Annotated in this window: 13 protein-coding genes and 1 riboswitch; all 13 genes read left to right on the top strand. The window is 57.9% G+C overall.

Going from position 1 to position 12,065, the window contains the following annotated elements; all coding sequences use genetic code 11:
* Positions 1-71: 71 nt before the first annotated feature.
* Positions 72-998: a cysteine synthase A gene (gene cysK, locus KVT34_RS15000; RefSeq protein ID WP_217559565.1), complete on the top strand. Its 927-nt coding sequence runs from the start codon at positions 72-74 to the stop codon at positions 996-998.
* 544 nt (positions 999-1,542) lie between these two features.
* On the top strand, positions 1,543-1,851 hold the full coding sequence (locus KVT34_RS14995) for a GNAT family N-acetyltransferase (RefSeq protein ID WP_009676083.1): 309 nt from the start codon (positions 1,543-1,545) through the stop codon (positions 1,849-1,851).
* Positions 1,852-2,291: 440 nt separating this feature from the next.
* The gene (locus KVT34_RS14990) at positions 2,292-2,783 is read left to right on the top strand and encodes an Lrp/AsnC family transcriptional regulator (RefSeq protein WP_042229418.1); all 492 of its coding nucleotides are present in this window, start codon (positions 2,292-2,294) and stop codon (positions 2,781-2,783) included.
* A gap of 12 nt (positions 2,784-2,795) precedes the next feature.
* Complete coding sequence (locus KVT34_RS14985; RefSeq protein ID WP_217559563.1) at positions 2,796-3,992, top strand: aminotransferase class I/II-fold pyridoxal phosphate-dependent enzyme; 1,197 nt, start codon at positions 2,796-2,798, stop codon at positions 3,990-3,992.
* A 70-nt stretch (positions 3,993-4,062) separates the two neighbouring features.
* On the top strand, positions 4,063-4,323 hold the full coding sequence (locus KVT34_RS14980; protein WP_009676194.1) for an aspartyl-phosphate phosphatase Spo0E family protein: 261 nt from the start codon (positions 4,063-4,065) through the stop codon (positions 4,321-4,323).
* 54 nt (positions 4,324-4,377) lie between these two features.
* Entirely contained in the window at positions 4,378-4,953 is a 576-nt protein-coding gene (locus KVT34_RS14975) for a hypothetical protein (protein ID WP_254634875.1), read from the top strand.
* A 128-nt stretch (positions 4,954-5,081) separates the two neighbouring features.
* A riboswitch (cobalamin riboswitch) is annotated at positions 5,082-5,288 on the top strand.
* A 178-nt stretch (positions 5,289-5,466) separates the two neighbouring features.
* Positions 5,467-6,474 (top strand): ABC transporter substrate-binding protein, encoded by a 1,008-nt coding sequence (locus tag KVT34_RS14970; RefSeq protein WP_217559559.1) that lies wholly within the window; start codon positions 5,467-5,469, stop codon positions 6,472-6,474.
* Positions 6,475-7,512, top strand: coding sequence for a FecCD family ABC transporter permease (locus KVT34_RS14965; RefSeq protein ID WP_217559558.1), 1,038 nt, complete (start codon positions 6,475-6,477; stop codon positions 7,510-7,512). It abuts the gene before it with no gap.
* Positions 7,512-8,297 (top strand): ABC transporter ATP-binding protein, encoded by a 786-nt coding sequence (locus KVT34_RS14960; protein ID WP_217559557.1) that lies wholly within the window; start codon positions 7,512-7,514, stop codon positions 8,295-8,297. The genes KVT34_RS14965 and KVT34_RS14960 overlap by 1 nt, the downstream gene beginning before the upstream one ends.
* 80 nt (positions 8,298-8,377) lie before the next feature.
* The gene (gene cobT, locus KVT34_RS14955) at positions 8,378-9,427 is read left to right on the top strand and encodes a nicotinate-nucleotide--dimethylbenzimidazole phosphoribosyltransferase (RefSeq protein ID WP_217559556.1); all 1,050 of its coding nucleotides are present in this window, start codon (positions 8,378-8,380) and stop codon (positions 9,425-9,427) included.
* Positions 9,427-10,014, top strand: a complete 588-nt coding sequence (cobU, locus tag KVT34_RS14950; RefSeq protein WP_217559555.1) for a bifunctional adenosylcobinamide kinase/adenosylcobinamide-phosphate guanylyltransferase — start codon at positions 9,427-9,429, stop codon at positions 10,012-10,014. Before cobT ends, cobU begins: the two co-directional genes overlap by 1 nt.
* 9 nt (positions 10,015-10,023) lie before the next feature.
* The gene (cbiB, locus tag KVT34_RS14945) at positions 10,024-11,139 is read left to right on the top strand and encodes an adenosylcobinamide-phosphate synthase CbiB (RefSeq protein WP_217559554.1); all 1,116 of its coding nucleotides are present in this window, start codon (positions 10,024-10,026) and stop codon (positions 11,137-11,139) included.
* The gene (gene cobS / locus KVT34_RS14940) at positions 11,115-11,972 is read left to right on the top strand and encodes an adenosylcobinamide-GDP ribazoletransferase (RefSeq protein ID WP_217559553.1); all 858 of its coding nucleotides are present in this window, start codon (positions 11,115-11,117) and stop codon (positions 11,970-11,972) included. Before cbiB ends, cobS begins: the two co-directional genes overlap by 25 nt.
* Positions 11,973-12,065: the final 93 nt, after the last annotated feature.

Below are 12,065 nucleotides of genomic sequence, written 5' to 3'. Positions count from 1 at the left end.
ATAGTGGGTATATGTTTGGAACCCAATGCGTTGGAAAGAGGAACAATCGTGCTTCGGGGAGGAGACCGGAAATGAGCGGGAAACTGGTAAACAGCATCGCGGAACTGATTGGAGACACGCCTGCCGTGCGGCTTAACCGCCTGACAAGCGAAGAGCATGCGGAAGTCTATGTTAAGCTGGAATATTTCAATCCGAGCGGGAGCGTAAAAGACCGCGCGGCCTATAATTTGATAGTGCAGGCCGAGAAAGACGGCCTGCTGAAGCCCGGCGCGACGATCATCGAGCCGACGAGCGGCAACACCGGCATCGGACTGGCCATGAACGCGGCCGCGAAAGGGTATAAAGCGATTCTGGTCATGCCGGATAACATGACCAAGGAGCGGATCAATCTGCTCAAGGCCTACGGAGCGGATGTGGTACTGACGCCTGCGGCGGAGCGCATGCCGGGTGCGATTGCCAAAGCGTTGGAGCTTCAGCGCGGCATTCCCGGCAGCTTCATCCCGCAGCAGTTCGAGAACAAGGCGAACCCGGACATTCACCGGGTGACCACCGCCTTGGAGATTCTCGAGCAGACGGACGGCAGGCTCGACGCGTTCGTCGCTTCGTCCGGCACCGGCGGGACGATCACGGGCACGGGCGAGGTGCTGCGCGAGCGGATCCCCGGCATCGAGATCTACGTCGTCGAGCCGGCCGGATCGCCCGTGCTGTCGGGCGGAGAGCCCGGCCCGCACAAGCTGGTCGGCACGTCGCCGGGCTTCGTGCCGAAGATTTTGAACACGGACGTCTACGACGAGATCGTCCGGGTAGAGGACGAGGATGCGCTGCGCACGACCCGCGAGCTCGCGGTCAAGGAGGGCATTCTCGTCGGTCCGTCCGCGGGCGCGACCGTGTGGACGGCCATCCAGGTGGCCCGCAAGCTGGGGCCCGGCAAGCGCGTCCTGTGCATCGCGCCCGATACGGGCGAGCGGTACCTCAGCATGGGCATCTTCGGCGAATAAAGCGCCGGAGGCGACGGATGCGGCCATAACGCAGCAGCATCGCGGAAGGATGAATTCCCATATGCCGGGCTGAGCGTGGACGTACGCTTGAATACGGCTAACGTCAGGGCGGGGCGCTTTCATGCAAAGCGTGCCGGGTAGGGTGCGGTGCGATGCGTAATCGGTGTCCCTATAAATAAGAGAGCTTTTCCTGAATCCGGGGAAAGCTCTTTTTTTATGCGGCCCGGAATGTCTCACTGCGGAATACTTCACCGATTTTGTGGGGGGTTCATACATATGGAACGGAGAGTTTCGTCTCCGGCGCCTGGGGCAGGAAGTTACCGTCATCCGGCGACGACACACCGCCACTGCCGATAACTGTGCGCGTGTGAAAGCGGAAGGGGAGGAGTAATTTGTCCTGCGTATATTCCGGACATTGCTGCCGGAGGAGAAATAGGATTTTTTTGTAAAGGCGTGGAATATGAAAGGAAGTCGTTGAATAAAAATACAGTATCATGTATAATTATCACAGATTCACTTGTTCGTAGAAAGGTGGCCTGCAAGAATGATTTCATTGTCCGGTGAGATGCCTAAACCATGGGTCCTGAACCCCTTTATACAATCCTATACAGAATTAACTTCCCAGAAGGTCGATCGCAAAAGTTTGAAGCAAATCGGTAACGGCCGTTTTATTTCCGCTTACGAAGATCAGAAACTGGTCGGAATCGCCTTTTGTACCGGAGACGTGGAGTGGGAGAACGAAGTATCCCTTTCGGTCCTTATTCTGCCTTCCTACCGCAAAAGAGGGATCGAATCGGCCATGCTGCGTCTGCTCCGCGGCAAGCAGTCGGCTTACAGCCGCACAGTAGGCTAAGCGAATGCAGCAGTGGGCTTACAGCCGCACAGTGGGCTAAAGCGGAATGCAGCAGTGGGCTTACAGCCGCACAGTAGGCTAGAGCGGAATGCAGCAGTCGCAGGCCCCGATCCGTAAAAGCACGTCCGGCTGCCCCGGAAACCGGGCATAGGGAGATGCCTGTACGGGGAAGGGCCCTCCGGGCAGAAGTCCGGGGAACCGAAAGCCCCGGCAGGCTAGGGGAGCGGCCTTGCGGTTTTGCGCCGTCGGGCGATGCCGAACCGCTTGCCGGGGCAGGGAGATGAAGCTGCAAGGAGCGCGTGCTTGCGGCTTTTTTGCGCTTCCGTTTTTTATTGAATTCGGCGGGGGCTGCGTGTAATATGGAAGATAACGATTTTCCCTATCCGATGCTTGATTTCATTGGACCTTATTCATGACGATTCTTAGTAGGAGGCTTGACGATGGACGATTTGAAGCACAAGATTCTGGATATTCTGAAAGAGGATTCCCGCCGCTCTCCGGCGCTTATCGCGACCATGCTGGGAATTACGGAAGATGAGGCGACGGCGGCCATCCGCCAGATGGAAGACGAGCACATCATCGTGAAGTACGCCACCGTGCTCAACTGGAGCAAAGTGGACAGCGACAAGGTGAACGCGCTGATCGAAGTGCAGATCACGCCTGAACGGGGAACCGGATTCGACGCGATTGCGGAACGCATTTATTTATATCCAGAAGTGAAGTCGGTCTATCTGATGTCCGGAGCTTACGATCTGCTTGTGGAGATCGAGGGCCGTACGCTGCGGGAAGTGTCTTCTTTCGTTTCCAGCAAGCTGTCGACACTGGACCGGGTATTGTCAACGAAAACTCATTTTATTCTGAAAAAATACAAACAGGATGGGATCATTTTTGATGACCGTGAGGATGATCATCGGATGCTGGTCTCACCATAAAGGACGATGACGATGATAAACCAGGAAGAAATCGGAAGCAAACCGAAATCCATGCAGGGCTATTTGTCACCGCTGGTCCGGGATATTCCTCCTTCGGGCATCCGGCGTTTTTTTGATTTGGTAAGCGGGAGCAAGGATATTATTTCGCTGGGCGTCGGGGAACCGGATTTCGTGACGCCGTGGCATGTCCGCGAGGCGTGCGTGTATTCCCTGGAAAGAGGCCGGACGAACTATACGCCGAATGCGGGCCTCCCTGAGCTGCGCGAAGCGATCGCCGAGTATTTGTACACGAATTTTGCCGTAAAATACGAGCCTTCGAATGAAGTCGTCGTAACGGTCGGCGGCAGCGAGGCAATTGACCTTGCGCTGCGCGCGCTGATTACGCCGGGCGATGAAATTCTCATTCCGGAGCCCTGCTACATCGCTTACAGTCCGATCGTCACGATCGGCGGAGGAGTTCCGGTCGGCATCGAGACCTTCGCGAAGGACAGCTTCAAGCTGAAGCCCGAAGCGCTCCGCGCCAGTTTGACGCCGAAATCCAAGGTTCTCGTTCTGAGCTATCCGAGCAACCCGACGGGCGGCATCATGACGTACGAGGACTGGGAGCCGATCGCCCGGATCGTGGAAGAGAACGATCTGATCGTCATCGCCGATGAAATTTATGCGGAGCTCACTTACGGAAGCAAGCACGTGAGCTTCGCGTCGCTGCCCGGCATGCGGGACCGCACTATTCTCGTCAGCGGCTTCGCGAAAGCTTTTGCCATGACGGGCTGGAGAGTCGGCTACATGTGCGGGCATCCGGACCTGATCTCCGCGATGCTGAAGATCCATCAGTACACGGTCATGTGTGCTCCGATCATGGGCCAGATCGCCGCTCTTGAGGCGCTCCGCAACGGGCTGGAGGAGAAGGACCGGATGATCGAGTCCTATAACCAGCGCAGACGCCTGGTCGTTCAAGGCTTCCGGCAGATCGGTCTCGACTGCCACGAGCCTCAGGGAGCGTTCTACGCGTTCCCTTCCATCGCTTCGACGGGCCTCAGCTCGGAAGAGTTCGCTCAGCGGCTCCTGACCGAAGCGAAGGTGGCGGCCGTTCCGGGACAAGTGTTCGGCAACGGCGGCGAAGGCTTCGTCCGCTGCTCCTATGCGACTTCCGTTTCACAACTGAACGAGGCTTTGGACCGTATTGGGTCTTTTGTGAAAAAATTGTAAAGACTTGTCCCAAAAAATAGTTTTCAGAATCGGAAAAAACTGATATCTTTAGGGTAAAGGAGGGATATGTATGGCTTATTTAGAATATCGTCTGGCCGACAACTCGGGTTGGTACAGCCATGACGTTTCCGATCAACGCTGGTTATCCAAACGACCTGCCAAATTAGCCTCCCTCTTTCACCTGGAAGAAGAAATTCAGTTTATGCGGCACAGACTGGAACAGATGGTTCAGTCCGGTGAGGCTATGACTTCCGAGTCCGTAATTGAAATGAGTACGCTTCTTGATCATAAGATTAACGAATATATGAATCTAGTCCAGAAGAGCCGGTAAATGCCGGCTTTTTTGCAGCGTTTGCATAGGCTATCGGGCAACGGAGGGATTACAATGACACAGAAACGCTGGTTTCCGGCTGCAGTACTGCTTTTATTATTCACCGTCTTGGTTTCCGGGTGCGGGAAGGCCCAGCCCAAAGCGGATGTTTCCATCTTTATGATGGCCCGTGACGGCATACCGGTCGATGCCGCTTTTAAGCTTGAAAATTCGTTGAAAGCGCTTGTGGGGGACAAGCCGTCCATCTATTTGAATACGTCCCCGCTTTTTTCCAACGAAAAGATGATCGTCGAAATGGGATACGGCAATCACGGTATCCTGATCATCCCCGAAGAACAGTTTAAGATTTATGCGGCCGAAGGGGCATTTTTGCCGCTGGACGAGCATTTCAAGCAGGAAGACTATCCGGAGGGCGTACTCGAGGCGACGATTGAACCTGCCGGCAAGAAAAAGAATCCGCCCGAAGCGCCTAAGAAGGAGACGCATCTGTACGGCATTCCGCTCCAGTATTCCAAGTGGATGAAGGACAACGGCGTGGAAGGCAAGGGGCTCGTCGCTTTTATGGCGGTGAACAGCCGCAATCCCGAGCAGTCGTTCGAGGTACTCAAAAAGATCGCCGCCAAATCGTGAAGCGGACGACCTTGCCGCCGCCGCGACTCCAAAGCGGACGCCGGTAACTGCATGTGGTGCGATGACTAAAGTCCTTGTCTTTCCGCAGCCGCTTGGCCTATAATGGGGGATGAACTTGAAGGCCCAACCTCATACGTTTACCGTCAGGTCCCGAAAGCGGCGTCTCTCAGCGGAGCCAAAGCCCAGGGTGAAAAGGGAAGCCGGTGCAAATCCGGCACGGTCCCGCCACTGTAATACGGAGATCGTCTTACGATGCCACTGTCCGCTCGCGGATGGGAAGGCAAGACGGTCAAACATCCGTAAGTCAGGAGACCTGCCTGCCGGTTTGCAGCACAATATCCTTCGAGGAGAGGATCGCGCGAAACCGGAAAGGACGTCCGATTGACGGCCGTTCCACCTCGTGATTCTGAAAGTTATCCCCTCTATCTCCGGATAGGGGGGATTTTTTGTTGACATGCGCGAACATCGTGGGACAACCTCAAGTCAAACTAAATCTGCAAGGGAGTAGAGAACATGAACAACGAACGAAAAACCACCGGGGGTTTTAAATACGCCCTGCTGCTGCTTGTTTTGACGATGGCCGTCGGCCTGGCAGCCTGCGGCAAGCAAAGCGCGGATAACGGAACGGCGGGTTCGGCCTCTCCGGCGGCAAGCACCGCTCCGCAATCGAGCGCGAAGAAAACGCAGTATCCTTTGAAAGTAACCGATGCGACGGGCAAGGAATTTACGTTCGAGAAAGCGCCGGGAAAAATCGTATCGGTTTCGCCGGCGGAAACGGAAGCTCTTTTTGCGATCGGTCTGGGCGATAATATCGTCGGCGTGTCCGATTTTGACGATTACCCGGAGGAAGCGAAAAATAAGCCGAAAATGGGCGGAATTACGCAGCCTAACCAGGAATCGGTTATCGCGTCGGGAGCCGACATTGTTTTCACAGGCGTTTCGATGAAAAAAGAATCGGTCGAAAAGCTGCGCGCTATGGGCATCAACGTGTTCAAGGTGGAGCCGAAGACGCTTGACGACGTCATGAAAAATATTCAGCTTTACGGCCAGATTACCGACCATCAGGAACAGGCGGAAAAAGTCGTCGCAAAAATGAAAGAAGACCGTCAAAAAGTTACGGATGCTGTAAAAACCGTAGCGGCGGAAAAGAAGAAAAAAGTCTATATCGAATTCTCCCCGGGCTGGACAGTCGGTAAGGGTGAATTTATGGATGAGCTGATCACGCTGGCGGGCGGTGTCAACGTCGCTTCCGACATTACGGGCTGGAAGCAGATCAGCGAGGAAAAAATCATCCAGCAGAACCCGGACGTTATTTTATTCGCCAAAGGCGTAGTGGATGACAAAACGAAGAAAAGTCTTGAAGAACTCATTCGCGGACGCAGCGGGTGGAACGAAATCAATGCCGTTAAAAACAACCAGGTGATCGGTCTCGACCAGAATACGCTGACCCGTCCGGGACCGCGTTTGACGGAGGGACTCCTGCAAATGGCTAAAGCCATCTATCCGGACTTGGTGAAATAAATGAAACCTAAATGGGGACTTTGGGGAGGAGTAGGAGTTTTACTCCTTCTTCTTTCTATTGTGCTGAGTCTATCGCTGGGCTCGGCCCATCTGCCGGTGAGTCAGATCGCTTCGATTCTGGGGAGCAAGCTGCCTTGGATCGGTGACCGGATCACGCCGGACTGGCCCGTATCCTCGGAGCAGATTATTATGAAGGTAAGGCTGCCGCGCGTGATGCTGGCCATCCTGGTCGGGGCCTCCCTTTCGGTAGCGGGAGCCGCTTTTCAAGGCGTCCTGCGCAATCCGCTTGCGGACCCGTATACGCTTGGGGTAAGCAGCGGAACGAGCGTCGGCGCGGCTTTCGTCATTTACTTCGGTCTGCAGACTATGTTTTTCGGTACGTGGACGATACCGGTCGTCGGTTTTGCCACAGGAGCCGTTTCACTTTGGATCGTCTTGCGTCTGGCCCGGACCGACGGCAAAATCCGTATGGAGACGCTGCTGCTTTCCGGTGTCGTGATGCAGGCGTTTCTCGGCTCCGTCGTTTCTTTTCTCGTGTCGATGTCCAAACAGGTCGTCAATGAAATCATTTTCTGGCTGATGGGCAGTCTCGCGATGAAAGGCTGGTCGTACACAACCGTTCTCCTTCCGTATTTTCTCGTAACTTTCGTTGTGCTTTACAGCTATGCGCGGACACTCAACCTGCTGGCGCTCGGGGAACGTCAGGCCGCCCATCTGGGCATCCATGTCGAGCGGACGAAATTGATCGTGCTGATCACTGCGACTCTGGTGACGGCTGCGGCCGTTTCCGTATCCGGCGTGATCGGGTTTGTCGGGCTGATCGTGCCTCATCTGATCCGATTGATCGCGGGACCGGATTACCGGCTGATCGTGCCGCTTTCCGCCGTAGGCGGAGCCATCTACGTCCTTTGGGCCGATACGCTGGCCCGGACGCTTCTAAGCCCGACGGAGATTCCGCTCGGCGTCATCACCGCGTTTCTGGGCGCGCCGTTCTTCGCTTACCTGCTGCGCAAACAGAAGAAATGGGGGAGAAGCTGATGGAACCGATCATCGAAGTGCAGGGTGCGGGAAAAAGCTTCGGTGGAATCCGCGTGCTCAAAGATATCCGTTTCGAGGTGAAGCCCGGCGAATTTTTTGGCGTCATCGGGCCTAACGGGAGCGGTAAATCGACTTTGCTGAGACTTATCTCAGGCGTAGACCCCCTTACGGAAGGCCGTATTCTTCTCCAGGGGAGGGAAGTCGCGGGCTACGCCCGCAAGGAGCTGGCGCGCTGGCTTGCCGTGCTTCAGCAGGATGCACTGCCTCCGCTCGGTTTCACCGTCCGTGAGGTGGTGGAAATGGGCCGGTTCCCTTTCCAGAACTGGCTCGGGGAAGACCGGGAGGACGCTGCTGCGCTGATCGACCGGATTATGCGGCGGCTCGATCTGGAGCCGCTCGCCGACCGGACGGTCGAGAACCTGAGCGGAGGGCAGAAACAGCGCGTGGCGCTGGCGAAGGTGATGGCACAGCAGCCCCGCCTGCTGCTGCTCGACGAGCCTACGACTTATCTCGACATCGGCTACCAGATGCAGCTGATGGACTACGTGCGGCAGTGGCAGCGGGAAGAAGGGCTGACGGTGGTCGCCGTCCTTCACGACCTGAACCTGGCCGCCCTCTACTGTGAACGGCTTCTCGTCGTTCATGGGGGAGAAGGCATATCTATCGGCACGCCGGAGGAAATTATGAGAAGCGAGCTGATACTGGATGTCTATGGGACGGAACCGATCGTCCTGGAGCATCCCGATCACGGCATTCCTCAAATCCTGCTTCGCCGGGGAGATTGAATAGAGTGAATCCGAACCGCCCGCAGGGCGGTTTACCTACATACCGACATACCGACTAACACACCAGAGGAGGAACAAACATGAACGAACTTCAGGATGTAATCGGCGCCATTCGTCCGCTCCGTCAGGAAGCGAAGGATGCGGCATCCGTCCATCTCGATAATCTGACTAAACCGCCGGGAAGCCTCGGCAAGCTGGAAGATATGGCACGACAGCTCGCGGGGATTACCGGAGAGATTATGCCCGATATGAGCCGCAAGGCTATCGTCGTCATGGCGGCCGACCACGGCGTCTGCGAAGAAGGCGTCAGCGCGTTTCCGCAGGAAGTGACCCGCCAGATGGTGATGAACTTCCTGCAGGGCGGCGCAGCCGTCAATGTGCTGGCCCGGCACGCGGGAGCGGAAGTCGTATGCGTCGATATCGGAGTCAACGCAGATCTGGAACACCCGGACCTCCTCTCCCGCAAAGTCCGGAAAGGCACGGCCAATATGGCCCGCGAAGCCGCGATGACCCGCGAAGAGGCTCTCCAGGCCATCCGCGCCGGAATTGAAGTCGCAGATGGGCTCGCCGGACGCGGCGTGCGGGTTCTGGCGACCGGGGAGATGGGGATCGGCAACACCACGGCCAGTTCCGCGCTCCTGAGCGTGCTCGGGGGCATAGCCGTAGAAGACGCGGTAGGACGCGGAACGGGCATCGACGATGCCCGCTGGCTGCACAAGCAGGAAGTTGTCCGCAGAGCAATCGAGGTTAACAAGCCGGATGCGGAAGACGCGCTCGATGTGCTGGCGAAAGTCGGCGGCCTCGAAATCGCGGGCCTGACCGGAGTCATCCTCGGTGCGGCCAAGAACTCTTGTCCGGTCGTGATCGACGGTTTCATCTCCTCGGCCGCCGCGCTGGTTGCTTCACGGCTTGCTCCGGAGTCCCAGCCGTATATGATCGCTTCCCATCAATCTCACGAGCAGGGTCACGCACGGATGCTGGAAGCGGTCGGGCTCGGCCCCATGCTTCATATGGATATGAGACTGGGAGAAGGGACCGGGGCTGCGCTCTGCTTCACGCTCATGGATGCGGCGGGCAAAATCATGCGCGAGATGGCTTCCTTCGAAAGCGCCGGAGTGTCGCGGGGCTGATGAATCTGGCGCAAGAACATACAGCGGGAGCTGTCCTCGTGACGGGCGGCGCCAGAAGCGGCAAAAGCTCGTTTGCCGAGCAGTTGTCTTCGCGGCTTGCCGCACACGGGACTTATCTCGCTACGGCCCAGATCTGGGACGAGGAAATGCGGCAGCGGATCGCTCTGCACCGCACGCAGCGCGAGCAGTCCGGCTTCCCCTGGATTACGGCGGAAGAGCCGATGGAGCTGTCTCCTGCGCTGAAAGCTTGGAGCGGCGAAAGAGGCCGGGGCGTCGTCCTGGTGGACTGTCTGACGCTGTGGCTTTCCAATCGTCTCCTGAAGGCGGAGTGTTCGCCGGATGCGGCTGAACAAGTGAACGCCGCTGTGGACGAGCTTGTCCGGACGGTTGAAGCCTACGAGGGACCGCTCGTTCTCGTTACCAACGAAGTCGGGAGCGGCATTGTGCCCGAATATCCTCTCGGGCGGTTGTACCGCGATCTGGCCGGCCGGATGAACCAGCGGCTGGCACAAGTTTGCGGCCGGGTTTTTCTGGTGACCGCCGGGATACCCGTCGAGCTGAAAAGCCGGGCTTACCGGTTTGAATAGAGGGAACTCATGATTTTTTATTCGCTGAAAGAAATCTTGTGGATGATACTGGCGGCAATTGCCGTCGACCTTGTGATCGGCGATCCGAAGTGGCCGACGCACCCGGTGATCCGCATCGGGAGTCTGATCAGCTTTCTGGAACGGAAGCTGAGGAAAGAGCCGGCACCGCGGAAGAGCGCGCCGGAATGCGCCGGAGGGGCCCAGGCCGAGGCGGGAGCCGAGACCGGGGCCGAGACCAAGGCTGCTGAAGGCGTGCCCCTAGAGGCCGGAGCGTCCCCCGACACGGCCGGACAAGCGGCCGTTCTGTCACCGCGCTCCTTGAAGCGGCGTGGGATTGTCCTGGCCGCAGCCGTCATGCTGGCCGCATTTGCCGCCATGACGGCCGTAACGGCCATAGCCGCGGCGGTACATCCGTGGCTGGGTTACGCGGTGACGACGTGGTTTATTTCGACGACGATAGCCGTCAAAGGCTTAAAAGATGCCGCACGGCTGGTAGCTGTACCCTTGGCCGCGGGAGATTGGGCCGCCGCCCGCAAATATACGGGCTATATCGTCGGCCGCGACACGAAAAACCTCGACGAAGGCGAGCTGACGCGCGCCGTCGTGGAAACGGTCGCCGAGAACACCGTCGATGGTGTCGTTTCGCCGCTGTTCTACGCCCTCATCGGCGGAGCGCCTCTGGCGATGCTGTACCGGGCGGCGAACACGCTGGACTCCATGGTCGGCTACAAGAACGACCGGTATGTGCATTTCGGCTGGGCCTCCGCGCGGTGGGACGACGTGATGAACTGGATTCCGGCCAGACTGACCGGAATCCTGTTGATTCTGGCCGCGGCGGCGCAGCCGCGGATGAGCGCTTTCCGGGCGGCCCGCTCGGTAGGCCGTTTCGCCCGGCTTCATCCAAGCCCGAACAGCGGGATTCCGGAGTCGGCGGTTGCGGGCGCGCTCGGCATCGAGCTGGGCGGACGCAATACATACGGAACCGTGGTCAGCGAGCGGGCGCGCATGGGCTGGCCGCTGCGGCCGCGGAACCGCGGAGACATCGACGGCACGGTCCGGCTGCTCTACGGGGCGACGGGCTGGCTGGCAGGAGGGGTTCTATGCGCAATTTGGCTGCTGAGTTAAAGCTCTGGCTGTTTGGACTGGTCACGGCCATCCAGTTTCTTACCCGGCTGCCGCTTCCGGTAAGGATCGAGTGGACACCGGCCGTTCTGCGGCGGAGCCTCGTTTTTTATCCGGTGGTCGGGATGATCTTGGGCCTCCTCCTTACCGGCTCCGGCTGGGCGCTGGAGAAGGCGCTTCCCCCTCTGCCCGCTGCCGCGCTTCTTCTGTGCCTATGGATAGGGCTGACGGGAGCGCTGCATCTGGACGGACTGATGGATACGGCCGACGGGCTGCTCAGCCACCGTTCCAGGGAGCGCATGCTGGAAATTATGAAAGACAGCCGCGTCGGAGCCATGGGCGTCATTGTATGTGTCGCGGTCATGCTTCTCAAGTGGAGCGTAATGGTGCCGCTGCTGACGGGCGGCGCTCTCACCGGGAGCTGGATTTTGCTGCTTGTTCCGGTCTGGAGCCGGACCTTCATGGCCGCAGCCGTGGCTTTATGGCCGTATGCGCGGAGCGGAGGCGGTCTGGGCGGTTTTTTTGAAGGAGAAAAAAAGCCCTTCGCGCTTCTGGGCGCGGGAATCGCTTTATTTCTGAGCGCCGTAGCAGTCGCGTTTTTCCGTCTCTCGGGCGGAACGCTTCCGCTCAAGCCTTCTTTGCATGTTTTGGAAGGGGCGGGGCCTGTATTGTGGGGAATTATGCTCCTCATGGTCACGTTTGCGCTTGGAGTAGTCTTGGCGGCCTGGATGGCTAAAAAGCTTGGCGGGCTGACGGGGGACACCTACGGGGCTTTAAATGAGCTGCTGGAAGTTTTGCTACTGCTTGCCGCCGCTTTCGTGCTGCATTTGACCTAGTTTAGATGCGCGGACACCTTCGAAAGGCTTTTTGCCTAAGGGTAAAAGGAGCGTGCGGAGCAGGCAGGCTCCCCGAAAGGAACCCAAAAAGAG

The sequence above is a fragment of the Paenibacillus sp. GbtcB18 genome, from assembly GCF_019091125.1.
GTDB lineage: Bacteria > Bacillota > Bacilli > Paenibacillales > NBRC-103111 > Paenibacillus_F > Paenibacillus_F chitinolyticus.
The sequence above is the reverse complement of the archived record's forward strand: the minus strand, read 5'-3'. Positions and strand labels throughout refer to the sequence as shown.

What these genes read in the sequence shown, in the direction of transcription:
- KVT34_RS14960 (WP_217559557.1), top strand. Translation starts at nt 7,512, where the DNA reads ATGGAACCGATCATCGAAGTGCAGGGTGCGGGAAAAAGCTTCGGTGGA.
- KVT34_RS14980 (WP_009676194.1), top strand. Translation starts at nt 4,063, where the DNA reads ATGGCTTATTTAGAATATCGTCTGGCCGACAACTCGGGTTGGTACAGC.
- KVT34_RS14985 (WP_217559563.1), top strand. Translation starts at nt 2,796, where the DNA reads ATGATAAACCAGGAAGAAATCGGAAGCAAACCGAAATCCATGCAGGGC.
- KVT34_RS14965 (WP_217559558.1), top strand. Translation starts at nt 6,475, where the DNA reads ATGAAACCTAAATGGGGACTTTGGGGAGGAGTAGGAGTTTTACTCCTT.
- cbiB (WP_217559554.1), top strand. Translation starts at nt 10,024, where the DNA reads ATGATTTTTTATTCGCTGAAAGAAATCTTGTGGATGATACTGGCGGCA.
- KVT34_RS14975 (WP_254634875.1), top strand. Translation starts at nt 4,378, where the DNA reads ATGACACAGAAACGCTGGTTTCCGGCTGCAGTACTGCTTTTATTATTC.
- KVT34_RS14990 (WP_042229418.1), top strand. Translation starts at nt 2,292, where the DNA reads ATGGACGATTTGAAGCACAAGATTCTGGATATTCTGAAAGAGGATTCC.
- cysK (WP_217559565.1), top strand. Translation starts at nt 72, where the DNA reads ATGAGCGGGAAACTGGTAAACAGCATCGCGGAACTGATTGGAGACACG.
- KVT34_RS14970 (WP_217559559.1), top strand. Translation starts at nt 5,467, where the DNA reads ATGAACAACGAACGAAAAACCACCGGGGGTTTTAAATACGCCCTGCTG.
- cobT (WP_217559556.1), top strand. Translation starts at nt 8,378, where the DNA reads ATGAACGAACTTCAGGATGTAATCGGCGCCATTCGTCCGCTCCGTCAG.
- KVT34_RS14995 (WP_009676083.1), top strand. Translation starts at nt 1,543, where the DNA reads ATGATTTCATTGTCCGGTGAGATGCCTAAACCATGGGTCCTGAACCCC.
- cobS (WP_217559553.1), top strand. Translation starts at nt 11,115, where the DNA reads ATGCGCAATTTGGCTGCTGAGTTAAAGCTCTGGCTGTTTGGACTGGTC.
- cobU (WP_217559555.1), top strand. Translation starts at nt 9,427, where the DNA reads ATGAATCTGGCGCAAGAACATACAGCGGGAGCTGTCCTCGTGACGGGC.